Annotated in this window: 17 protein-coding genes; 13 read left to right on the top strand and 4 right to left on the bottom strand. The window is 68.5% G+C overall.

Annotated features, from left to right (window positions below; translation table 11 throughout):
* From CAL12_RS27150 to CAL12_RS27125, 6 genes are read left to right on the top strand one after another with little or no spacing between them, the layout of a single operon-like run.
* Positions 1 to 795 carry an ABC transporter permease gene (locus tag CAL12_RS27150; protein ID WP_086067454.1) on the top strand — a complete coding sequence of 265 codons (795 nt, stop codon included), beginning with the start codon at positions 1 to 3 and terminating at the stop codon, positions 793 to 795.
* Positions 792 to 1,103: a (2Fe-2S)-binding protein gene (locus CAL12_RS27145; protein WP_086067453.1), complete on the top strand. Its 312-nt coding sequence runs from the start codon at positions 792 to 794 to the stop codon at positions 1,101 to 1,103. The genes CAL12_RS27150 and CAL12_RS27145 overlap by 4 nt, the downstream gene beginning before the upstream one ends.
* Positions 1,100 to 2,536, top strand: coding sequence for an FAD/NAD(P)-dependent oxidoreductase (locus tag CAL12_RS27140; protein ID WP_086067452.1), 1,437 nt, complete (start codon positions 1,100 to 1,102; stop codon positions 2,534 to 2,536). Before CAL12_RS27145 ends, CAL12_RS27140 begins: the two co-directional genes overlap by 4 nt.
* A complete protein-coding gene (locus CAL12_RS27135; RefSeq protein WP_086068145.1) occupies positions 2,533 to 3,801 on the top strand; it encodes an NAD(P)/FAD-dependent oxidoreductase in 1,269 nt (422 codons plus the stop codon). Before CAL12_RS27140 ends, CAL12_RS27135 begins: the two co-directional genes overlap by 4 nt.
* Positions 3,798 to 4,871, top strand: coding sequence for an ABC transporter substrate-binding protein (locus CAL12_RS27130; RefSeq protein ID WP_086067451.1), 1,074 nt, complete (start codon positions 3,798 to 3,800; stop codon positions 4,869 to 4,871). Before CAL12_RS27135 ends, CAL12_RS27130 begins: the two co-directional genes overlap by 4 nt.
* Positions 4,872 to 4,920: 49 nt before the next feature.
* Complete coding sequence (locus tag CAL12_RS27125) at positions 4,921 to 5,700, top strand: SDR family NAD(P)-dependent oxidoreductase (protein ID WP_086067450.1); 780 nt, start codon at positions 4,921 to 4,923, stop codon at positions 5,698 to 5,700.
* A 3-nt stretch (positions 5,701 to 5,703) separates the two neighbouring features.
* Here the strand turns inward: CAL12_RS27125 and panB are convergent, their stop codons facing one another.
* Complete coding sequence (panB, locus tag CAL12_RS27120) at positions 5,704 to 6,546, bottom strand: 3-methyl-2-oxobutanoate hydroxymethyltransferase (RefSeq protein WP_086067449.1); 843 nt, start codon at positions 6,544 to 6,546, stop codon at positions 5,704 to 5,706.
* Between the two features lie 247 nt (positions 6,547 to 6,793).
* Between panB and CAL12_RS27115 the strand changes: the two genes are divergently transcribed.
* Positions 6,794 to 8,278, top strand: a complete 1,485-nt coding sequence (locus CAL12_RS27115) for a DUF1254 domain-containing protein (RefSeq protein ID WP_198298335.1) — start codon at positions 6,794 to 6,796, stop codon at positions 8,276 to 8,278.
* 42 nt (positions 8,279 to 8,320) lie between these two features.
* Here CAL12_RS27115 and ubiA read toward each other — a convergent pair whose 3' ends face one another.
* Entirely contained in the window at positions 8,321 to 9,262 is a 942-nt protein-coding gene (gene ubiA / locus CAL12_RS27110; RefSeq protein WP_086067447.1) for a 4-hydroxybenzoate octaprenyltransferase, read from the bottom strand.
* A 9-nt stretch (positions 9,263 to 9,271) separates the two neighbouring features.
* Positions 9,272 to 10,477: an aminotransferase-like domain-containing protein gene (locus CAL12_RS27105; RefSeq protein WP_086067446.1), complete on the bottom strand. Its 1,206-nt coding sequence runs from the start codon at positions 10,475 to 10,477 to the stop codon at positions 9,272 to 9,274.
* A 265-nt stretch (positions 10,478 to 10,742) separates the two neighbouring features.
* Here CAL12_RS27105 and CAL12_RS27100 point away from each other — a divergent pair, with 265 nt between their 5' ends.
* The 4 genes from CAL12_RS27100 to CAL12_RS27085 all read left to right on the top strand — a co-directional run bounded on the left by CAL12_RS27100 (position 10,743) and on the right by CAL12_RS27085 (position 19,910).
* Positions 10,743 to 11,231: a GAF domain-containing protein gene (locus CAL12_RS27100; RefSeq protein ID WP_086067445.1), complete on the top strand. Its 489-nt coding sequence runs from the start codon at positions 10,743 to 10,745 to the stop codon at positions 11,229 to 11,231.
* A 334-nt stretch (positions 11,232 to 11,565) separates the two neighbouring features.
* Positions 11,566 to 12,471 (top strand): 4-hydroxy-tetrahydrodipicolinate synthase, encoded by a 906-nt coding sequence (gene dapA, locus CAL12_RS27095; protein ID WP_086067444.1) that lies wholly within the window; start codon positions 11,566 to 11,568, stop codon positions 12,469 to 12,471.
* Between the two features lie 203 nt (positions 12,472 to 12,674).
* Complete coding sequence (locus CAL12_RS27090; RefSeq protein ID WP_198298535.1) at positions 12,675 to 14,327, top strand: GMC family oxidoreductase; 1,653 nt, start codon at positions 12,675 to 12,677, stop codon at positions 14,325 to 14,327.
* A 375-nt stretch (positions 14,328 to 14,702) separates the two neighbouring features.
* Positions 14,703 to 19,910 carry an autotransporter outer membrane beta-barrel domain-containing protein gene (locus CAL12_RS27085; protein WP_086067443.1) on the top strand — a complete coding sequence of 1,736 codons (5,208 nt, stop codon included), beginning with the start codon at positions 14,703 to 14,705 and terminating at the stop codon, positions 19,908 to 19,910.
* Positions 19,911 to 19,977: 67 nt separating this feature from the next.
* Here CAL12_RS27085 and CAL12_RS27080 read toward each other — a convergent pair whose 3' ends face one another.
* Positions 19,978 to 20,850, bottom strand: a complete 873-nt coding sequence (locus CAL12_RS27080; protein WP_086067442.1) for an HpcH/HpaI aldolase/citrate lyase family protein — start codon at positions 20,848 to 20,850, stop codon at positions 19,978 to 19,980.
* Between the two features lie 199 nt (positions 20,851 to 21,049).
* Between CAL12_RS27080 and CAL12_RS27075 the strand changes: the two genes are divergently transcribed.
* Both CAL12_RS27075 and CAL12_RS27070 read left to right on the top strand, forming a co-directional pair.
* Positions 21,050 to 22,315: a putative Na+/H+ antiporter gene (locus CAL12_RS27075; RefSeq protein WP_086067441.1), complete on the top strand. Its 1,266-nt coding sequence runs from the start codon at positions 21,050 to 21,052 to the stop codon at positions 22,313 to 22,315.
* 207 nt (positions 22,316 to 22,522) lie between these two features.
* Positions 22,523 to 22,870 carry an FmdB family zinc ribbon protein gene (locus CAL12_RS27070; protein ID WP_086067440.1) on the top strand — a complete coding sequence of 116 codons (348 nt, stop codon included), beginning with the start codon at positions 22,523 to 22,525 and terminating at the stop codon, positions 22,868 to 22,870.
* Positions 22,871 to 22,872: the final 2 nt, after the last annotated feature.

Raw genomic sequence — 22,872 nt, 5'->3', positions numbered from 1 at the left:
ATGCTGAAGAACGGTCCCCTGGCGCTTGCCTTCAATGCCCTGGTCGTGGCCTTCGTGCTGGCGCCGCTGGTCGTCGTCTGCCTGGTCGCCTTCACGCCCGCGTCGACCCTGAGCATCCCGACCCACGAATTTTCGCTGCGCTGGTTCCGCGCGCTGTTCGCGCATTCGGATTTCATGCAGTCCTTCCGCAACAGCCTGTTGCTGGCGACGCTGTCGGCCACGCTGGCGGTGTGCCTGGCGCTGCCGGCCGCCAGCGCCATCACGCGCTACAAGTTCCCCGGACGCGATGTCCTGAACGGCCTGCTGCTGTCGCCGCTGATGATTCCCCATCTGGTCCTGGGCGTGGCGCTGATGCGCTTCTTTGCCCTGATCGGCAGCGCCGGCAGCTTCACCTGGCTGGTGGCGAGCCACGTCGTCATCGTCACGCCTTACGTGTTGCGGCTGCTGGTCGGTTCGCTGACCGGTTTCGATCGCTCTGTCGAGCATGCGGCGCTGTCGCTCAGCGCCAGCCGCGCCACGGTGTTCCTGCGCGTCACCTTGCCACTGATCATCCCCGGCGTCTTCGGCGGCTGGCTGCTGGCCTTCATCAACAGTTTCGATGAGCTCACCATGTCGGTGTTCATCACCGCGCCGGCCACCATCACCTTGCCCGTGCGCATGTACATGTACGCGACCGAGTCCATCGATCCCATGATGGCGGCCGTGTCGGCCACCGTCATCGCGCTGACCGCTGTCGCCATGTTGCTGCTGGACCGCGTATATGGCCTGGACCGCGTCCTGGTGGGGCAACGATGAACGCCACGCCATCGCAATCCCTGCTGACCCGGCTGGCCGAGCGGGATCGCGCGCCGGTGGACTTCACGCTGGACGGCCGCCCCCTGCGGGCGCTGGCCGGCGACACCGTGCTGACCGCGGTCCTGACGCACACCGACCATGTGCGGGAAACCGAATTCAGCGGCGCCCCGCGCGCCGGCTTCTGCATGATGGGCGCCTGCCAGGATTGCTGGATGCGGCTCGAAGACGGTACCCGCCTGCGTGCCTGCACCACCTTCATCGCGGCCGGCATGCGGCTGCTGTCGAACACACAAGGAGGACAGCCATGACCCCGGCCGTTCCGCCTGAACCGCGCCCCGTCATCGTCGGCGCCGGCCCGGCCGGCATCCGCGCCGCCCAGGCCCTGGTCGACGCAGGCCTGCGTCCCATCGTGCTGGACGAAGCCCAGCGTGCCGGCGGCCAGATCTATCGCCAGCCGCCCGCCGGCTTCCAGCGTTCCGGCCGGGAGCTGTACGGCTTCGAGCACCGCAAGGCGGCCCGGCTGCACGCGACGATGCGCGACCTGATGCCGGCCATCGACTACCGTCCCGGCGCGTTGGTATGGAATTGCGAGGACGGCGTGCTGGACGTGCTGCGGGATGGCAGCAACGAGACCATCGCCTACAGCCACCTGATCCTGGCCACCGGCGCCACGGACCGCGTGCTGCCTTTCCCGGGATGGACCCTGCCCGGCGTCTACACCCTGGGCGGCGCCCAGGTCGCCTTGAAATTCCAGGGCTGCGGCGTGGGCCAGCGCGTGGCATTCATGGGTACGGGCCCATTGCTGTACCTGGTGGCGTATCAATACGCCAAGGCGGGTGCCGAGGTGGTTGCCGTGCTCGACACCGCCACCACCGCGGATCGCTTGTCCAGCATTCCCGGCATGCTGCTCGCCCCGGGCCTGGCGGCCAAGGGCCTGTACACCATGGGCTGGCTGCGCCTGCATGGCATACCCATGTACAGCGGCGTGCGGCCGGACCATGCCATCGGCTACGAACGCATCTCCGGCCTGGTCTGCCGCCAGGGCGAAGGCGACGGCGGCAAGCCGCTGCGCATTGCCTGCGACGCGCTCGCCTATGGCCTGGGCTTGAGGTCGGAAACCCAGCTGGCATCCGTGGCGGGCTGCCGCTTCCATTATCACGAACGTGATAGAGCGTGGTTGCCGGTCAAGGACGCGGCGGGACGCGCTTCCGTTCCGGGCATCTACCTGGCGGGAGATGGCGCGGGCATTGCCGGCGCCGACGCCGCCGAACTGGCGGGCGAACGCGCCGCCCTGGCACTGCTGGCCGACCTGGGCATGCCCGTGGACGCCGCGCGCGCCGCGGCGCTGCAACGCAAGCTGGCGCGGCAGGAACGTGTGCGCGATACGCTGGAACAGGCGTTTCCCTTTCCCGCCGACTGGGCCGCGTCGCTGGACGACGACGTCGTCCTGTGCCGCTGCGAGGAAATCACCGTCGGCGCGCTGCGCGCCTCGGCGCAGATCGAGGGCACGCGCGAACTGAATCGCGGCAAGGCGTTGACGCGTGTCGGCATGGGCCGCTGCCAGGGCCGCATGTGCGGCGCCGCCGCCGCCGAAGTACTGGCGCGCGCCAGCGGCGTGGCATTGCCGCAGGTGGGCTGGCTGCGCGCCCAGCCTCCGGTCAAGCCCATACCGATCCAGTTGTTTTCGTTGGACGTGCAGGACGCGCCGGATTCCGCGCTGTCCAGCGGCGGGGGACGCTGATGCAGGCGTTGCGAACCGAAGTCGCCATCATCGGCGGCGGTATCGTCGGCGCCAGCGCGGCGTTGTTCCTGCGGCGGCGCGGCGTGCCGGTGGTCCTGGTGGACGCGGGCGCCTGTGGCGCCAAGGCGAGCGGCGTCAACTACGGCGGCGTGCGCCGCCAGGGGCGCCCCCTGGCGCAGATGCCGCTGACGCAACGGGCGCACGAATTATGGGCGGACCTGCGCGGCCTGATCGGCACGGACGGCGAGTACCAGCGTTGCGGCCATCTGAAACTGGCGTACACGGACGCCGACATGGCCGAACTCGAACGCTATCGCGCCGCCACGCGCGGTTTCGGCATGCATCTGGAGATGCTGGACCGTGCCGCGCTGGATCGCCGCTTCGGCTGGCTGGGCCGCGGCGTGGTCGGCGGCTCGTTCTGCGCGGAAGACGGCCATGCCAATCCGCGGCTGGTGTCGCCGGCCTTCGCCCAGGCCGCGCGCCAGGCCGGTGCCGACGTGCGCGAACAGCTGCGCGTCGTGGACGCGGCGCGCGACGGCGACGGGTTCATCCTGCGCTGCGAGCCCTCCGCGTCATTCGCGCCGTCCGCGATGTCCGCTACCGCGACCGCCACGGCGGCCGCCGATGCCGTCGATGCCGCCGGTGGGCTCCGCCCCGCCGCGACCCTCGACATCCACGCCCGCGTGCTGCTGAACTGCGCCGGCGCCTGGGCCGGCGGCTTTGCCGCGCGCTTCGGCGAGCCCGTGCCGGAAACCTCCATCCACCCGTTGATGATGGTCACCGAGCCCCTGCCGCGTTTCATGACCGCCAGCCTGGGGGTGCAGGGCGGCGGCATCTACGCGCGCCAGGTCGATCGCGGCAATTGCGTGATCGGCGGCGGCCGTGGCGTGTCGTCCAGCCCGGACTACGCGCGCCCGGGCCGCGCGCAGATCGGCACGCTGCTGGCCAAGACGGCCGCGCTGTTGCCGCCCCTGCGCGGCGCCCACATCATCCGTTTCTGGTCCGGGGTGGAAGGCAACATGCCGGACCATAATCCCGTGCTGGGCCCCAGCGTCACCACGCCGGGCCTGTTCCATGCCTTCGGATTTTCCGGCGCCGGCTTCCAGGTCGGCCCCGCGGCGGGTGAAGTCCTGGCCGATCTGGCCGCGACCGGCCGCACCGCTATTCCCATCGATGCATTCCGCATCGACCGATACGCTGCCGATGCTCATGCGGCCGCGCCTCGTGTGCATACAGGCCATGGGCAAGAGCTGGAGTCGACATGAGCAACCGCAATCGAGATACCCAATCCCGCGCCATGCGGCTGGCGGGCGCCGCCCTGGTGGCCGCGCTGTCCATCGTGCCGGCCGGCGCCTGGGCGCAGCAGAAGACCCTGTACGTGGGCATGAACGGCGGCGATATGGAACGCGCCTTCACCCAGCATGTTTTCCCGGATTTCGAGAAGGCCAACAACGTCAAGATCGTGGTGGTGCCGGGCACCTCCACGGAAATCCTGGCCAAGGCGCAGGCCTACAAGGACTCGCCGCAGATGCACGTCATGTTCCTGGACGACGGCGTGATGGCGCGCGCGGCTTCCATGGGCCTGTGCGAGAAGCTGCGCGACGATCCCGTGCTGAAGGATCTCTATCCCACCGCTGTCATGAAGGACGGCATGGCCGCCGGTATCGACATGGGCATGACGGGATTGGGCTACAACACCCGGCTGTTCAAGAAGAACGGCTGGGCCGCGCCGACCTCGTGGATGGACCTGGCGGATCCCAAGTTCAAGGGCAAGGTGGTGTTCCAGTCGGCGTCGAACAGCACCTTCGGCCTGCACGCCTTCCTGATGTTCAACCGCATCGAAGGCGGCGACGACCAGCGCACGGATCCCGGCTTTGCCAAGTGGAGCAGCACGATAGGCCCCAACGTGCTCGAGTACATTCCCAATTCCGCCAAGGTGGCGGAAATGATCCAGTCCGACGAAGCGGCCATCTTCCCGCTGACGCCCACGGCCATCGCGCGCCTGAAGAAGCGCGACATCCCGGTCGAATACGCGCAACCCAAGGAAGGCTCGGTCATCCTGATGGTGGGAGAATGTGTGATCGCGAAGAACAGCGAACCGGACCTGGCGCAGAAGCTGGCGCTATACCTGCTGTCGCCGCAGGCGCAGGAAAACGCCTTGCGCTACGGCGGCCACTTCCCGTCCAACCGCAAGGTGCAGGCCGATCCCGCCAACCAGGACACGCTGAAGCAGTTCCAGACCTATATGGAAACCGCCAAGGTGCTGGACTGGGACACCATCAACGCCACGCGCGCCGCCTTCAATGCGCGCTGGAACCGCACGGTCGAGCGTTGACGCGACGCCCGCGACGCACCGGCCAGGATAAGCACAGGAGACCCGCCCAGTGAGCGACACCACTTTCGATTTCCAAGGCAAGGTCGCCGTCGTGACCGGCGGCTCCCAGGGCATAGGCGAAGCCTGCGTGCGTCGCCTGGTGCTGGCCGGCGCCGCCGTCGCCATCTGGGACGTGGCCGACGCGCCCGGCCAGGCCCTGGCGGAAGCGCTGGCGCGTGACGGCGCGCGCGTCAGCTACGTGCGCTGCGACGTCGCCAGCAAGGCGTCCGTCGATGCCGCCGTGGCCGCCACGCGCGGGGCTTACGGCCGCATCGATCAACTGGTCAGCAATGCCGGCATCGTGCGTCCGTGCAATTTCCTGGACATCACGGAAGCCGATTGGGATGCCGTGCTGGACGTGAACCTGAAAGGCGCTTTCCTGGTCGGCCAGGCCGTGGCGCGCCTGATGGTGGAGCAGGGCGGCGGCGCCATCGTCCACATGAGCTCCGTCAACGCCGTCATGGCGATCCCGACCATCGCTTCCTACAACGCCAGCAAGGGTGGGTTGGCGCAGCTGACGCGCGTCATGGCGCTGGCGCTGGTCGACCACGGCATACGGGTCAATGCGGTCGGCCCCGGCACCATCGCCACCGAATTGGCGAGCAAGGCCGTGCTGGCCGACGAAGCCACGCGGGCGCGGTTGATGAGCCGTACGCCGATGCGGCGCCTGGGCGAGCCGACCGAGGTGGCGGACGCCGTGGCCTATCTGCTGAGCGACGCGTCCAGCTACATCACGGGCGAGACGCTGTACATCGATGGCGGGCGGCTGGCGCTCAACTACACGGTATGACCGTCAATACGAGTGTTCCTGCGCCGGAAAGCTGCCGTCCTTGACGGCGCGCACGTAGGCCTGGACGGCTTCCTGGATGCTGCCGGCGCCTTCCATGAAGTTGCGCACGAAGCGGGCCTTGCGGCCCGGGAAGACGTTCAGCATGTCGTGCAGCACCAGCACCTGTCCGGTACATCCCGGACCCGCGCCTATGCCTATCGTCGGGATGTTCACGTCCGCGGTGATCTCGGCGGCGAGCGCGGCCGGCACCATCTCGTATAGCAGCATGCTGGCGCCCGCGTCGCGCATGACGCGCGCCTGCTGCTTCAGGTAGGCCGCGCCGGCCTCGTCCTTGCCCTGTACCCGGTACCCGCCCAGCGCGTGCACGAACTGCGGCGTCAGGCCCATGTGGGCGCACACCGGTATGCCGCGCTCGGTCAGGCAGGCCACGATATCCGACATCCACGGCGTGCGGCCGTCCATGCCTTCGACCTTGACCATCTGCGCGCCGGCCGCCATCAGGCGGGCCGCGCTTGCGTAAGCCTGCGCGGCCGATTCGTGATAGCTGCCCCAGGGCATGTCCGCCAGCACCCACGCCGTCCTGTTGCCGCGCACGACGCACTCGGTGTGGTAGATCATGTGCTCCAGCGTCACGGGCAAGGTCGACGATTGTCCCTGCACCACGTTGCCCAGCGAATCGCCGATCAGCAGGATGTCCACGCCGCTGCGGTCCAGCAGCGCCGCGAAGCTGGCGTCGTAGCAGGTCAGCATGGCGATCTTTTCGCCGCGCTGGTGCATGGCGGACAGGGTGGCGAGGGTGATGGGCTTGCGCGGCGCTTGCTCGCCGTCGGTGACGGTGGGATACATGGGCGTGCCTGAGAGTGGATGAATGTGGCGGCGCATTGCCCCGCGGCATGCACCTATAGGGCGCATTCTATCGGCTGCGGCGGCGGAATGCGCGCGTCGGCCCGCCCGCGCGAACGCCCCGTGGACTAAGGCGTTATTCGCGCCTTTTGCCGATTCGAAAGGATGGCCGGACGGACTAGGATGGCGCAGGCGGGCTCGGGCGTGGGCGGGCCCCCGTGTGCCCATGCGGGTCGGTATCGGAGCAGGTATGTCGCTACGGAAGTTCTTCCCGCTTCTTCTTCAGGCGCGGATCGGCCGCATCGCGAGCGCCGCGATTGCTGGCTGCGTGGGCCGGCTGGCGTTGGGAGCGGCGCTGGGCTTGGGAATTGGGTTGGACATTACGCCGGCCATGGCGGCGCCCCCGATGGATGCCAACCAGGCGCGCGAGATCGCGGCGGATGCCTATGTCTATGCCTATCCTCTGGTCCTGATGGACGTCGCGCGCCGCGTGCAGACGAATGTGCAGGCGCCCGATACGTCGCTGGGCGCCGGCGCGCCGGTCAACCGCTTTGCGCACATGAGCCGTGCCGCCGAACCGCTGCTGCACGGCCTGCCTTACCCCGACCTGGATACGCTGTGGTCGCAATTGTGGTTCGACGTCTCGCGGGAACCGCTGTTGATCGAAGTGCCCGACGCGCGCGGGCGCTACTACTCCATCACGCTGTCGGACATGTGGGCCGATGCCTTCGCCGCCCTGGGCAGCCGCACCGTGCAGGACGGCGCGCGCGTATATGCCATCGTCGGGCCCGATTGGCACGGCAAGCTGCCCAAGCCGGCCGAGATCATCCGCGCGCCCACGGCGGCGGGCCTGCTGCGCGTGCGCATCGCCTATGGCGGCGTGCGCGACCTGGGAAGCGCCCAGGGTTTCCAGATGGCCCTGGACGCGACACCCTTGTCGCGCTGGGGCAAGAAGACCGTACCGCCGGACGGACATTTCGACGTGGCGCTGTCGCGGCGCGCGCCGGTGGACCAGGTCGCGGAGATGAAGCCGCAGGCCTACTTCGCGGCCTATGCCGAATTGGTCTCGCGCTATCCGCCGCATGCGGGCGACGGGCCCATGCTGCTGCGCATGGCGCGGCTGGGCCTGGCCCCGGGGCAGCGTTTCGACTGGTCCAGCCTGCCCGCCAGCCTGCAGGCGGCGGTGGAGGCCGGCGTGCAGCGCGGACAGGCCAGCGTGCGTTCCCCCGTCCAGCCGCGGCCGCGCGGCGGCGATGCGTGGCGCATGCCCGATCGGCGCCTGGGCAGCTATGGGACGGATTACGCCCTGCGCGCGCGGGCCGCGCGTGCGCTGGGAGCGGTGGCCTTGCCTGAGGACGAGATCGTGCTGCGCGCGCACGCGGATTCGGACGGGCGCCCGCTGGACGGCAGCTTTCGCTACGAAGTCCGCTTCGACCGTGGCCAGTTGCCGCCGGCCGACGTGCTGTGGTCGATGACGCTGTACAACGACCGCCGCGAGCTGTTCGACAATCAGGTCAACCTGTACGCGGTGGGCACCCGCCACCCGCTGACGCCGGGGCAGGGTGGTGTGTTGACGGCCTATGTGCAGTATGCGCAGCCGACGGGCGAGCAGGTGCGCAACTGGCTGCCCGCGCCGCAGAGCGGCCGCTTCACGCTGGTCATGCGCCTGTACCAGCCCGGGCAGGACGCCATCGAGGGATTGTGGCAGCCGCCGACGATACGGCGGATCCAGTAGGTTTCCGGGAGGGGGTATCCAATAAGGCGGCGAGCAGGCGGCTCAGGCCGCCAGGCCGCCGAACACCGAGGCGGCCACCAGCATCACGCCTACCCAGAGATTGGCGCGGAACAATCCCAGGCCGAGTTCAGGCCGGTCCAGGTCGAGCTTGCGCAGCTGCCAGGCCAGGTGGATGCCGATCAGCACCATGCCGACCGCATACGGCCAGCCCATGCCGATGGCCTGGCCGCCCCAGGCCCACAGCGCCAGCGTGGCGACGTAGAAGCCGCCGATCCAGGCCTTGCCCGCCGCGCCGAAGCGCAGCGCGGTGGAATGCAGGCCCAGCCGTTTGTCGTCGCGCACGTCGATGTACGCATAGATGGTGTCGTAGCCGATCTGCCACAGGATGGTGCCGATATACACCGCAATGGCGCCCAGGGGGACTTCGTTGCGCGTGTCGGACCAGGCCATCAGCATGCCCCAGTTGAAGCACACGCCCAGCACCGCCTGCGGCCAGTAGGTGATGCGCTTGCACAGGGGATAGATGACCACGATGGGCAGCAGCGCCACCGCCAGCCAGCGGCTCATGGGATTGATGGCCAGCAGCAGCGACGCGCACACGGCCAGCTGCGCGAACAGGAACCAGAGCGCCTGCCGCAGCGTCAGCTGGCCGCTGGTCAGCGGCCGGTAGCGCGTGCGTTCGACGTGCTTGTCGATGTCGCGGTCGAAAATGTCGTTGATGGTGCAGCCGATGCCGCGCATCAGCAGCGCGCCCAGCGAAAAGACCACGACGCGCCAAGGTTCCGGCCAGCCGCCCGCCGCCTGGGCCAGCGCGGCGAGCGCCGGCAGCAGGGTCAGCCAGGTGCCGATGGGCCGGTCCAGGCGGCACAGCCGCGCGTATGGACCCCACGAACGGGGCAGCCAATGGGCCACCCAGTCGTCGAACTCGATGTCGTTCAGGTCGATGGCGCCGTCCGGACGGCGCCGCGCGTGCTGCGTGGACATGCCGCGGCCTCAGCCCAATTGCGCCTTGATCAGGCGGCCCAGCGTGGCCATGCCGCTGCGGATTTTCTCTTCCGGCACGGTGACGAAGCTGAGCCGCAGCGTATTGCGCGGCGCCGGCGTGTTGGCATAGAAGGGCTGGCCAGGCACGAAGGCGACTTTTTCGGCGATGGCCTGTTGCAGCAATTGCGTCGTGTCGATGCCTTCGGGCAGCGTGACCCAGATGAACATGCCGCCTTCCGGTCGGGTCCAGGTCGCCGCGGCGGGGAATTCCTGCTGCAGGGCGTCCAGCATGTAGCCGCACTGCTGGCGATAGAGCTCGCGCACGGTGGGCAGGTGCTTTGCCAGGAAGCCGTCCTTGACGATTTCGTACACCGCCATCTGAGTCAGCGTGGACGTGTGCAGGTCGGTGGCCTGCTTGGCCTGCACCATCTTGTCGATCAGCGCGCGCGACGCGGCGATATAGCCCAGGCGCAGGCCGGGCGCCAGCACCTTGGAAAACGAACCCATGCGGATGACGTGGGCGCCGGCTTCGCCGCCCAGCGACAGCAGGCTGGGCTGATGTTCGCCGGCGTAGCGCAGCTCACCATAGGGATCGTCTTCCACCACCGGCAGGTTCAGGCGGGCAGCCTGCTGCACCAGGGCTTCGCGGCGATGGCGCGTCAGCGTGCGGCCGGTGGGGTTCTGGAAGTTCGGCAGGGCGTACAGGAAACGCGCGCCCCGGGCGGATGCCGGCGTCAGCGCTTCGGGTATCAGGCCGCCTTCGTCGGAGGCCACGGATTCGTAGCGCGGCTGGTAAAGGCTGAAGGACTGCAGCGCGCCCAGGTAGCTGGGCGTTTCCACCATGACCTTGCTGTCCTTGTCGATGAGCACCTTGCCCAGCAGGTCCAGCGCCTGCTGCGAGCCGGAAACGATCAGGATCTGCTCGGGCGTGACGTGCGCGCCGCTGCGGTTCAGGTCGTCGGCGACCCAGGCGCGCAGGGGGCTGTAGCCTTCGGTCGGGCCGTACTGCAGCGCGGACCGGCCATTCGAAACCAGTACCTTGTCGAACGCTTCGCGTACGACTTCCACCGGGAAGCCGCTGGGGGCCGGCAGGCCGCCCGCGAAAGAGATGACGTCCGGCCGCTCGGTGACTTTGAGGATCTCGCGGATGGCCGAACTGGTCAGCTGCAGGGCGCGTTCAGAAAAGGTGCATTCGGGTTCGAAAGGCTTGTCCATGGAAGGTGGCATCAAAGAACGGGTGGAAAGCGGCCGACGGACGGGCCGCGCGAAAGCCGGGCCAGGCCCGGGCCGGAAAGGCATCCGGGCGCAAAACCAGGACGGGGGGATCAGGCGGCGGGTAAGAGGGACGGCAAAGCGGTATTCTCCCACTTTTTGCGAGGATGCCCGGCTCGCGTCCGTGGATTGTGCCCAAATGCGCACGTCTCGGCAGTGTCCCCGTTTCCAGGGGGCGACGCGTGGGGGCGATCCCGGAGCCACCGCCATGTTTACCGCCGCGCCATCCACCGCCGCCAGCAAATCCGAACACTATGCCGAATTGGTCGAGCAGGCGCGCGGAATATTGGCCGGCGAGCACGACCGCATCGCCAATGCCGCCAATTTCTCCGCACTGGTCTACCAGTCGCTGCCGGAGCTGAACTGGGCGGGCTTCTATTTCTACGACGGCACCGAACTGGTCGTGGGGCCGTTCCAGGGCAAGCCCGCCTGCGTGCGGATCGCGCTGGACCGCGGCGTCTGCGGCGCGGCGGCCAGCCAGCGGCGCACCCAGGTCGTGCCGGACGTGCATGCCTTTCCCGGCCACATCGCCTGCGACGCGGCCTCCCGCTCGGAAATCGTCGTGCCGCTGGTGCGGGATGGCCAGCTGATCGGCGTCTGGGATGTGGACAGCCCGGTGCCCGGCCGTTTCGACGACGAAGATCGCGTCGGCATGGAGGCGCTGTGCCAGGTATTCCTGGACAGTCTGCGGGCGTAAGGCTGGGTTCCAGGCCTCATGCCCCCGCCGGCCGCCAGGCGCGGGTGGCCGGCGTCGCTCGCGGCCCCGCGTCGCGGTGTTACGAGGGTATGATGCTGCCCATGGTCACGCGCACCCTGCTCATTCCGCACATCGCTGCCCATGCCCCGGGCATGGCACCGGCACGCGCGCGCGTCGCCAAAGCCAAAAAACAGCCGCTCACCTGACCGGAGCCGCTGTTCCGTCAGAAGAGCGACGGAACAGCGGCAGGGCGGAGGCCTTCTCACTCCATACCGATCCATACGTATCCGGCGCGCTTCCAGCGGACCGCCCACGGTCGTTCATTGGAGTCGATATGGAAACCCCCAGCCCTGCCCACGAACCTTCGCCCGCTTTCCGCGGCATCTGGATCCCGCTCGTCACGCCCTTCAGGCACGGTGAAGTCGATCAGGCCGCCCTGCGCCGCCTGGTCCGCCACTACCGTGCCGCCGGCGTGCACGGCCTGGTCGCCTGCGGCAGCACCGGCGAGGCCGCCGCGCTGGACGCGGGCGAACAACTGCTGGTGCTGGACACCATCCTGGACGAGGCCGCCGGCCTGCCCGTGGCGATGGGCCTGTCCGGCAACCACTTGAACCACGCCGTCGCCCGCATCCGCGAATTCTCCGCGCGGCCGCTGGCGGGCGTCCTGGCGTCCGCGCCCGCCTACGTCAGGCCGGCGCAGGACGGTCTGCGGGTGTGGTTCGAAACCCTGGCCGACGCCGCGCGCGCGCCCCTGGTGCTGTACGACATTCCGTACCGGACCGGCGCGACGCTGGAAACCGCCACGCTGCTGGCGCTGGCCGCGCATCCCAATATCGTCGCCATCAAGGACTGCGGCGGATCGCTGGACAAGACCATCGCTCTGATCGCCGACGGCCGCCTGGCCGTCATGGCGGGCGAAGACCTGCAGGCGCTGACCACCCTGGGTCTGGGCGGCGCCGGCGCCATCATCGCGACGGCGCACGTCAGGCCGGATCTGTACGTGGCGATGTTCGACGCCGCCGATGCGGGCCGATGGACGGACGCGCGCGCCATCTTCCATGCGCTCGCGCCGCTGATCCGGCTGCTGTACGCGCATCCCAACCCAGGACCGTTGAAGGCGGTCCTGGCCGCCGTGCATGGATGCGAGGACACGCCGCGCGCGCCCATGACGGCGCCGGGCGCCGACCTGCGCGCGGCGCTCGCGGCGGCCGTCGCGGCCTTGCCCTCGGCAGGCAAGTGATCTACAACGCCAGTGGACCGCCCCGTTTGCCGGCATGACGGCGGGACGGCGAAAAACAAGCGTCCTGGGCCTCGCGCGACGCGCGGGGGCCATGGCCGATAAGCAATATGGAGACAGCCATGGCGATGGTGACAGGCGAAGGAGTGTCGGCTCGGGCGACCGCGCGCATCGGCGATACGGCACGGACGGGCGGCGCCGACGGCATGGACTTCGACTACATCGTCGTGGGCGCCGGCTCGGCCGGCTGCCTGCTGGCCAATCGCCTGTCCGCCGATCCGGATGTACGGGTCCTGCTGCTGGAGGCCGGCGGGCCTGACAACTGGCACTGGATCCACATTCCCGTGGGCTATCTGTACTGCATCGGTAATCCGCGCACCGACTGGTGTTACCGCACCCAGCCGGATCCCGGCCTGAACGGCCGCGACCTGGGCTATCCGCGCGGGCGTGTACTGGGCGGCAGTTCGTCCATCAACGGAATGATCTACATGCGCGGCCAACGCCAGGACTACGACGGCTGGGCCGCCGCCGGCAATCCCGGCTGGAGCTGGGACGACGTGCTTCCGGTCTTCAAGCAGACCGAGGACTATCACGGCGACGATGGGCCCTATCACGGCAAGGGCGGCGAATGGCGCGTGGAACGCCAGCGCCTGTCCTGGGATCTGCTCGATGCCTTCCGCCAGGCCGCCGCGCAGGCGGGCATCCCGTCCATCGACGACTTCAACCGTGGCGACAACGAAGGCTGCGATTACTTCGACGTCAACCAGCGGCGCGGCGTGCGCTGGAATGCCTCCAGCGCTTTCCTCAAGCCGATACTGAAACGGCCCAACCTGCGCGTCGTCACCGGCGCCCGCGTCACGCGACTGGCGTTCGATGGCCGCCGCGTGACGGGGGTGCGCTTTCGTGGCGACACGGGTGGCGAACAGCTGGCGCGCGCACGCGGGGAGGTCATCCTGTCCGCCGGCGCCATCGGCTCGGCGCAGCTGCTGCAGGTGTCCGGCATCGGGCCCGGCGCGTGGCTGCAATCGCACGGCGTGCCGGTGCTGCACGATCTGCCGGGCGTGGGCGGCAATCTGCAGGACCACCTGCAACTGCGCCTGATCTACAAGGTCACCGGCGCGAAGACGCTGAACGCCATCGCCGGCACCTTGTGGGGCAAGGGCATGATGGGCCTGCAGTACCTGTTCATGAAGCGGGGCCCGTTGACCATGGCGCCGTCGCAGTTGGGCGCCTTCGCGCGGTCCGGACCCGAGCACGCGCGCGCCAACGTGCAGTATCACGTGCAGCCCTTGTCGCTGGAGAAATTCGGCGAGCCGCTGCATGCCTTCCCGGCCTTTACCGCGTCGGTGTGCAATCTGCGGCCCACCAGCCGCGGCCACGTACGCATCGCCACGCCCGATGCCGCGGATCATCCCGAAATCCTGTGCAACTACCTGTCCACCGACGAAGATCGCCGCGTGGCCGTGCAAAGCGTGCGGCTGACGCGGCGCATCGTGGCGCAGGCGGCCCTGGCCGATTACCGGCCCGAGGAATACCGCCCCGGCCCGCATCTGCAAAGCGACGAGGACCTGGCCCGCGCGGCCGGCGATATCGGCACGACGATCTTCCACCCCGTCGGCACCTGCAGGATGGGCGTGGACCGGCATGCCGTGGTGGACGCGCGCCTGCGCGTGCACGGCATCGACGGCTTGCGGGTCATCGACGCGTCCATCATGCCCACGATCACGTCGGGCAATACCAATTCGCCCACCGTCATGATCGCCGAAAAGGGCGCGCGGATGATCCTGGAAGACCGCCGCGCATCGCGGCTGGCATCCCCCATCCCGGTCGAGGCATCGACGGTGATGGCGGCGGTGTAGTGGCAAGTGCCACGCGCGCGGCCCGCCGTGGCGCGGCCGCGACGCAAAGCCATTGGTCGGACCCCCCACCGCTTTGACTAGGACGGACGTAGGCCGCGTGGCCTTTGTCCTAGTCCGTTTGCCTTGACCACCCGCTTAATCGGCCATGTGGCGGCAGCATCGCCATAGGGGGCGCCCCCCGCGGCATTCATCCATCCCTACACCCACGGCGCGGCGGCCTTCGGTCAGCCACCTTCACGACGCCTGTACGCCGTAGACCGAATCGTCAATTGGTTACGAGACGATTCGACCGAATCATGGGCCAACGCTTCCGCTTGTGCCGTACTACGCCAAGCGGAGGTCCTCAACCATACGAGACATGGTAGGCCCGTAAAAATGAATCTGTTCCATAAGACGGTCTGGAACTCGGCCAGGCAGCAATTCATCGTCACGTCGGAAGTCGCCCGTGGACACGCCAAATCGGCGTCGACGTCTTCCAGCCGCGCGACCCGCGCATTGACGGCGCGCGCCGTCATTCCCTTCCTGTCGCTGCTGGCGGCAGGCATGCTCACGCCCGGCCTGTCGGCGGCGTCCAGCTGCAAGACCGGCACGGCGGATCAATCCGGGCCCGTAGGCGGCCATTGCACCATCGCCGACTACAACCCCCCCGGCAGCAACGAGGGTGTCGGCGAAGCCGTGGTCAATCACGGCCAGACCGTCACGCTGCGAGGCACGTCGGTGGTCGGTACCGGCTACAACGGCAACACCACGGTGCCGGCCAATACGGTCAACGTGATTTCCGGCACTTTCGATTCCAGCGCGCTGGTCACCGGACCGCAGAACGTGGCCATCAGCGCGCGCAATCCCGCCACGGGCGCCAACGTCGTGTTCCGGACCTTCGACTCGGCGTCCCTTGCCGACCAGTCGAACCTGGCCACGCCGGTCAACCAGTTCGAAGACGTCAACGGCGATATGTACTACAAGGCCTCGCTCGGCCGGGTCGAGAACAGCGGCGGCACCCTGAACGTGAACCTGGGCGCCACGCCTGCGGCTACGCCGTCGTCCAATTCCATCCTGATGGTGTCCAAGCAAACCTACCTGACGTCGGCCGACGGCAGCGGCAACGCCAACAGCCGTGTCGTCTGGCAATCGCGCAATGCCATCGACATGGGCATCGACCCGGGCCTGCCCACGCCGGACGCCAACGGTCGCCTGACGGTATACGTGCCCGTGACCACCTATGCCGGCACGGTGAATTTCAATGGCGCCACCTATTCCGTCACCAACGCCGCGGAACTGGCGGCCTACAACAACGTGCTGGTCGACGCGCTGAAAAGCGGCGTCATCACCTCGCAGTACGCCTACGACACGGCTTTCGCACAGGCCTTCAACACCGTCGATACGCCGGTCACCTACACGACCAACACATCCGACGGCGACCTGACGCGTGTTCCCAACGGCGACCGCTACGCCATCCTGGCGAACGGCGCGCGCGGCAGCGCGACCATCGCCGCCGGCGCGCAACTGGACATGGAGCGAGCGTCGGGCGCGGTAAAGGCCACCAACGGCGCCACGATCACGAACCACGGCATCCTGTCGGGCAACGTCATCCAGCAGGTCGCCCGGGTGGAAAGCGGTTCGCACTTCATCAACGCCGCCAATGGCGTGGTGTCCGCCGGCTATCTGGTCGGCGACAAGGCCAACACCGCGACCGACGACCTGTTCTATTACACCGGCTCCGGCATCGTGGCCTCGGGCCAGGGCACCACCGTGTTGAACAACGGCGTGGTCAACGTGTCGGGCATGAGCTTCAACGGCTATACCACCACGGGCATCGGCCTGGCCAACGGCGCGACGGGCACCAATAACGGCTCCATCAATATCGGCGTGAATCCCGACTACACGGCGACCGTGGTGGGCGTGAACGTACGTGGCGGCAGCACCTTCACCAACACGGCCGGCGGCACGCTGTATATCGGCCGCGCCGCGCAATACGCCACCACCGACGCCGTGGCGGATGTGGAAATCGCCGGGCCGACCTATGGCGTACGCATCATGGATACGGGCGATACCGCCATCAATGATGGCCGTATCGTGATCGGTTCGCAGGCGCAGAACGCGGTGGCCATGTTTTCCACTGCGCCGGTCACGTCGCTCCTGCAGAACAATGGCACGATCGACATCAATGGCGCGGCGGGCGGCGTGCCGCTGTCGAACATCGGCATGCTGGCCGACGACAACGGCGCCGCGGGCACCAACGCCATCGTGCGCAATGCCGGCACGATCAACGTCAATGGCGTCAACGGTATCGGCGTCATGGTGAACGCCGATCCGGGCATCGCGGCGAACGCCGAATCGACGGGCACGATCAACGTCAACGGCAATGCCGACCCCGCCAGCGGCACGCGCAACTTCGGTGTCTGGGTGGACGGCGCGCAGGGCGTGGCGTCAGTCAGCGGCGCGGTCAACCTGGGTGGCGTGGGCGCCATCGGCGTGTTCGCCCAGAACGGCGGCACGGTCAACGTCGCCGCGGGTGCGGTGCCGCGCTTCGTCGGCGGCACCGACCAGATCGGCTTCTATGCGTCCGGCGCAGGGTCGGCGATCAACGTGTCGGCCACCACGATGACCGTGGATACCGAGCGTTCGACGCTGTTCCGCGTCGGTGACGGCGCGGCTTTCACCGGCGGATCCACGGCGGGCGCGTTCGACATCACGGTCGCCGGCAAGGATGCGCGCGGCGTGGTGGCCACCGGGATGGGCACCACGCTGTCGACGGGCAACTCGACCTGGCGCGTGACCGGAGCGGCCGGTGGCGCGGGCGGCGCGGTCGCCATCGTCAACGAAGGCGGCGCCGCCGGCACGATCGATGCCGGGACGACCATCATGCTGTCGAACGCAGGCGCGACGGCCGGCATCGTCGACGGCCAGGGCCACGACATCACCGGCGCGGCCGCGGGCGACGCGGTGCCCACCACACTGGTCAACAATGCGGCCATCCAGTCGTCGTCCGACGGCGTCGTCGGTTTCGTCGCGCGCAACCAGGGCACGCTGGTCAACAACAACACCATCGCCTTCACCGGCAGGTCCTCCACCGGCGTGGTGGTCGGCGCGCAGGGCACCGTGCAGAACAACGCGACCATCCAGGTCGCGCATGGCGACGGCGCGCTGGTGCAGGGCGCCAATGCCAGCCTGGTCAACAACGGCGTGATACGCGCCGATGATGGCACCGCAGCGGTACACCTGACGGGCGCGGGCGCGTCGGTGGCTTTCTCCGGCACGGGCGCCATCCTGGCGAACGGGTCGGCCGACGGGATCCTGCTGGATCCCAGCGCGGTCGGCGGCAGCGTGGTCGGCACGGCCGGCAGCATCACCGTTTCGGGAACGGGCATCGCGCTGGACAACCAGGCCGCGGGCGGCGTCATCGCGTTGACCGACACCAATATCACGACCAGCGGCTCGGGCGCGGCCGGTATCAGCTCGTCGGGTGCCAATGGCGACGTGGTGGTCAACGGCGGCAGTATCGCCACCGCCGGCGCCGGTGCCGCGGGCATCCACATCAGCAGCTCGGGCACGCTGCAATTGACGAACGCCACCGTGACCACGGCCGGCGATCTGGCCTCGGGCATCATGCTGGACAGCGGCGCGACCGCCGCCTTGATGGGCGGGTCCATCCTGGCCAGCGGCACGAACGCCGCGGCCCTGCAGGTCGAAGGACCGGCGGGCGCCGCCACGGCCAACGGGACGGTGATGCGCAGTGCAAGCGGTCCCGGCGTCCTGGTCAATGCGGGCGGTACGGTCACGCTGAACAACAGTACCGTGCAGGGCGGCACGGCGGCCATCGCCGTGACCGATAGCGCCGCTACCGGGAACGTTTCGAACATCGTGCTCAACGGTGGCACGTTCAGCGCGCAGGCCGGCAATGCGATCGAGGTGACCGGCGCGCGCGCCGATATCAGCGTGCGTCCGGGTACCGTGATCACGGCATCGTCCGGCACCTTGCTGAACCTGACGAACGCCAGCGTGGTCAACCTCGATGCGCAGGGCGTGTCGCTGAACGGCGACCTGATCGCCGACGCCAGCAGCAGCGGCTCGGTTGTCCTGCGCAATGGCACGACGCTGACCGGCCGCATCGATCCGCTGGCCGTCAGCATCGACTCGAGCAGCGTCTGGAACGTCACGGGCAGCTCGGAGACCGCGGCACTGTCGAATGCCGGCACCATCGCCTACCAGGCGCCCGTCGGCGATCCCACGCAGGCGGCCAGCTACAAGACCGTCACGGCCAGCAGCTACCGCGGCAATGGCGGCGCCATCGCGCTGAACACCTATGTGGCCGGCGACGGCGCGCCGTCGGATCGCCTGGTCGTCAACGGCGGCACCGCCACGGGCACGACCGCGCTGCGTATCAATAACACCGGGGGCGGGGGCGCGCGCACCACCGGGGACGGCATCAACGTGGTGGCGGTGACCAATGGCGGCACCACCGCGCCCGGCGCATTCAGCCTGGCCGCGCCGGTGCAGGCGGGCGCGCACCAGTACCTGCTGTATCGCGGCGGCAGCGCCAGCGCGGACGATTACTTCCTGCGTTCCACGCTGGGCGGACCGACGTCGCCAGGCGATCCCACGCCGACGGGGCCGGTGGCCTATCGTCCCGCCGTCGCGGGTTACGCGATGACGCCGGCGTTGAACCTGGACTACGGCTTCGCGATGCTGGGGCGCCTGCACGAGCGGGTGGGCGATGTCTACGCCACCGAGCAGAACCAGAAGGGCAACAAGGACGGCTTCTGGGGGCGCATAGGCGGCGATGGCCTGAACGCCAATTCGGGCCGCTTCTCGGTGAACCAGCACACCTTCTTCATGCAGTTCGGCAAGGATTGGACCCTGTCGCAATCCGAGGAAGGCGGCAGCACGCACGCCGGCGTGACCGCGACGCTGGGCGTGACCGATTCCGACTTCAAGGACGGCAAGCGCGACCTGAACGCCACGCTGTCGGACAAGGCGGGCAGCGCAACCACGCAGGCGCAGAGCCTGGGCGGCTACTACACCAAGTACTGGCGCGATGGCAGCTACTGGGATTCGGTGGCGCAGGTCACGCACTACCGGAACAAGTACGACGACGTGTACGGCAACGGCGGCAACCAGAACGGCTTCGGCATCGCGCTGTCGCAGGAAGTCGGCAAGCCCTTCGCGCTGATGCCCAAGCTGTCCATCGAACCGCAGGCGCAGTTGGTGTATCAGTACCTGAAGCTGGACAGTTTCGACGACGGCATCTCGCGCGTTTCGGGCAACAGCAGCAATGCCTTGCGCGGACGCCTGGGTTTCCGCCTGTTCGCGCCCAACCTGAAGACGGACGACGGCGCCGGATCGGGTACGCCCTACATGACCTTCGACGTGCTGCACGACTTTGTCCCGCCGCGCGCGGTCACCGTGGGCGATACCTCGGTACGCTCGGACTTCGGACGCACCTGGGGCGAAGTAGGCTTCGGCATCAACGAAGCGGTCGGCAAGGGCGGCCAGCTCTACGCCACCGTCAAGCTGGCGAAGAACCTGGGCGGGGAAGAACGCAGGGGGGTGTTCGGGCAGGTGGGTTACCGGTACAGCTGGTAATCGCCCGGGTTGGCCGGGATGGCGGGGCGCCGTGCGCGGGGGGCGCCGGCCGCCGGTCAGGCCGGCCTCATGGTTGTGGCGGGATCTTCGCGGCCACCGCCATGACGCGCCGCGCGGCATGGACGATGGGGTAGTCGATGAACTGGCCGTCCAACTGGATGGCCGACGAGCCCTGCGCCTCGGCCTGGGCGAAGGCGTCCAGCACGCGGCGTGCGCGCTCGACCTGCGCGGCGCTGGGGGTGAAGGCGGCATTGACCGCCGGCAGCTGGTCCGGATGGATGCATAGCTTGCCCTGGAAGCCCAGTTCGCGCGCCTTGCGCGCGGACGCGGCACAGCCTTCCGGATCCTGCAGGTTCACCCACACCGTATCCAGCGGCGCTTCGATGCCAGCCGCGCGCGACTGCAGCACCATCTGGGCGCGATAGGCGTTCAGCTCGCTTTCGTCGCGCGTCCAGGTCAGGTCCAGGTCCAGCGTGAAGTCGCCCGCCCCGAAGGCGGCGCGCTTCACGCGGGGCGTGGCCGCCAGGATTTCCGGCAGGAAGGCCAGGCCGCGCGCGGTTTCGATGATGGGGATCAGGTCCACGCCGCCGTCGGGCATGCCGCGCTCGCGCTCCATCTGGCGGATCAGCCAGTCCGCGGTCAGCAGCTCCGCGGCCGATTCGACCTTGGGCAAGACCACCCCGTCCAGCCCGGGACGCACGGTCTCGACCAGGTCGCCATAGGCAAATTCCGTGGATAGGGGATTGACCCGCACATAGCCCAGGCAGCCACGCGGCAGGGCCATCGCCTGGCTGACCTTGACGCGGCTGGCGACTTTTTCCGATATCGCGCAGGCGTCTTCCAGGTCCAGGATCACCGCATCCGCCTGCAGCGCAAGGGCCTTTTCCACGCGACGCGGATGGTTGGCGGGGGCGAACAGCAGGGATCTCAGCACCGTCATACGGGGTCCGTCGGCTTGGGTGTCGGTGGTCAGGAACGATACGGGCCACGTCGCGGCCGGTCAACACGCGGTGCCTGCTGGCCAGGGCTCTGGCCCTGCACCGGGATCGCGGGGGCCCGCGATGTCGCCATGACCATGGCGCATCGCGCCGGGACTTCTGTATAGTCTGCGCTGCTTCAGCAAGGAGTCAGCCCAGCCCATGCCCGATACGATCGAAGCGATCGCGACGCTGCTGTTCGCCATCGCCGTCCTGCACACTTTTTCCGTCCCGTTCTTCGCCCGCCTGGCGCATCGCAACGGCCCGCACGCCGGCGTCTGGCACATGCTGGCCGAGGTGGAAGCGGTGTTCGGCGTCTGGGCCTTCGTCCTGATCGTCTGCATGGCCTTGTTGGCGGGCAGCGGCAAGGCCATCGAATACATGGACACGCGCAACTTCACGGAACCGCTGTTCGTGTTCGTGATCATGGTCGTCGCCGCCAGCCGTCCGATCCTGGAGTTCGTCGACGCCGTGGTGCGCCTCGTCGCGCGCGTCCTGCCGATCCGCAATGAGCTCAGCACCTACCTGGTCGTGCTTTCCCTGGTCCCACTGGCCGGATCGTTCATCACCGAGCCGGCGGCCATGACGCTGGCGGCGATCCTGCTGCGCGATGCCTATTTCCGCGCCGACGGCCGTGCCGGTTTCAAGTACCTGACCTTGGGCGTGCTGTTCGTCAATGTATCCATAGGCGGTGTCCTGACCTCCTACGCCGCGCCGCCCGTCCTGATGGTGGCCTCCACCTTCGGCTGGGACGCGGCGCACATGGCCACGCATTTCGGCTGGCGTGCCCTCGTGGCGGTGTGCATCAATGCCGGTGTGCTGACGTTCGTGTGCCGCGGCGTCCTGCGCGAGGTGGGCAAGGACGCCGCGTCGCGCGGCACCGGCCGGCCGCCCGTACCCCTGCCGGTCATCGCCATGCATCTGGCCTTCCTGGTCTGCATCGTGCTCAACGCCCACCATCCGGCGATCTTCCTGGGCCTGATGATGCTGTTCATCGGTTTCACCGAAGCCTACAAGCGCCACCAGAACCCGCTGATGATCAAGGAAGGCCTGATGGTCGGCTTCTTCCTGGCCGGGCTGGTCGTGCTGGGCGGCCTGCAGCAATGGTGGCTGCAGGACCTGCTGGGCAATCTGTCGCCGACGCTGCTCTTCTGGGGCGCCACCGCCCTGACGGCGATCACCGACAATGCGGCCCTGACCTACCTGGGCTCGCTGGTGCAGGGCACCAATGAAACCTGGCGCTACATGCTGGTGGCGGGCGCGGTCACCGGGGGCGGCCTGACCGTTATCGCCAATGCGCCCAATCCCGCCGGTTTTGCGATCCTGAAGAACCACTTTCCCGACGGCAGCATCGCCGCCGGGCGGCTTTTCCTGGCCGCCTTCGTGCCGACGCTGGTGGCGGCCGGAATGTTCCTGCTGCCCGTCTGACCGCGAGGCCAGACAGTGGGCGGGGCCGGCCCCGCGGCCGCGGCGTGATCGCGGTCATGGGGCCGGCGAAAAAACCCGCTAAAATTCAAGACTTTCCCGTATTTTTGCCGGCCCCGCTCCAGCCGCGCCGCCCCTCCCCACGAACACGTGCGGGCGCGGCGCCCTTGGGCGGGTTGTTTCGTGCCGGCGGGCCAGGGAGTGGATTGAATGCCTATCTACGCTTACAAATGCAGCAGCTGCGGCCATGCCAAGGACGTACTGCAGAAGATCTCCGACGCGCCGCTGACGGTATGCCCGGAATGCGGCGCCAGCACCTTCTCCAAGCAGGTGACCGCCGCCGGCTTCCAGCTCAAGGGCTCGGGTTGGTACGTCACTGATTTCCGCAACAACGGCGGCGGTTCGAATGCCGCCCCGGGCGGCGCCAAGACCGAGGCCAAGGCCGAGGGCAAGACGGAAGCCAAGCCCGATGGCGGCGCCAAGTCGGGCGACGCGGCGCCGGCTTCGTCGGCCACTCCGGCCGCCACGCCCGCCTCACCCCCCACCGCGGCGTCCTGACG

Origin of the sequence: Bordetella genomosp. 8, assembly GCF_002119685.1 — a bacterium.
Taxonomy (GTDB): Bacteria; Pseudomonadota; Gammaproteobacteria; order Burkholderiales; family Burkholderiaceae_B; genus Bordetella_C.
This window is presented reverse-complemented; position numbering and strand designations above follow the sequence as displayed.

What these genes read in the sequence shown, in the direction of transcription:
- CAL12_RS27150 (WP_086067454.1), top strand. Translation starts at nt 1, where the DNA reads ATGCTGAAGAACGGTCCCCTGGCGCTTGCCTTCAATGCCCTGGTCGTG.
- CAL12_RS27145 (WP_086067453.1), top strand. Translation starts at nt 792, where the DNA reads ATGAACGCCACGCCATCGCAATCCCTGCTGACCCGGCTGGCCGAGCGG.
- CAL12_RS27140 (WP_086067452.1), top strand. Translation starts at nt 1,100, where the DNA reads ATGACCCCGGCCGTTCCGCCTGAACCGCGCCCCGTCATCGTCGGCGCC.
- CAL12_RS27130 (WP_086067451.1), top strand. Translation starts at nt 3,798, where the DNA reads ATGAGCAACCGCAATCGAGATACCCAATCCCGCGCCATGCGGCTGGCG.
- panB (WP_086067449.1), bottom strand. Translation starts at nt 6,546, where the DNA reads ATGTATCCCACCGTCACCGACGGCGAGCAAGCGCCGCGCAAGCCCATC.
- CAL12_RS27115 (WP_198298335.1), top strand. Translation starts at nt 6,794, where the DNA reads ATGTCGCTACGGAAGTTCTTCCCGCTTCTTCTTCAGGCGCGGATCGGC.
- ubiA (WP_086067447.1), bottom strand. Translation starts at nt 9,262, where the DNA reads ATGTCCACGCAGCACGCGCGGCGCCGTCCGGACGGCGCCATCGACCTG.
- CAL12_RS27105 (WP_086067446.1), bottom strand. Translation starts at nt 10,477, where the DNA reads ATGGACAAGCCTTTCGAACCCGAATGCACCTTTTCTGAACGCGCCCTG.
- CAL12_RS27100 (WP_086067445.1), top strand. Translation starts at nt 10,743, where the DNA reads ATGTTTACCGCCGCGCCATCCACCGCCGCCAGCAAATCCGAACACTAT.
- dapA (WP_086067444.1), top strand. Translation starts at nt 11,566, where the DNA reads ATGGAAACCCCCAGCCCTGCCCACGAACCTTCGCCCGCTTTCCGCGGC.
- CAL12_RS27090 (WP_198298535.1), top strand. Translation starts at nt 12,675, where the DNA reads ATGGACTTCGACTACATCGTCGTGGGCGCCGGCTCGGCCGGCTGCCTG.
- CAL12_RS27085 (WP_086067443.1), top strand. Translation starts at nt 14,703, where the DNA reads ATGAATCTGTTCCATAAGACGGTCTGGAACTCGGCCAGGCAGCAATTC.
- CAL12_RS27080 (WP_086067442.1), bottom strand. Translation starts at nt 20,850, where the DNA reads ATGACGGTGCTGAGATCCCTGCTGTTCGCCCCCGCCAACCATCCGCGT.
- CAL12_RS27075 (WP_086067441.1), top strand. Translation starts at nt 21,050, where the DNA reads ATGCCCGATACGATCGAAGCGATCGCGACGCTGCTGTTCGCCATCGCC.
- CAL12_RS27070 (WP_086067440.1), top strand. Translation starts at nt 22,523, where the DNA reads ATGCCTATCTACGCTTACAAATGCAGCAGCTGCGGCCATGCCAAGGAC.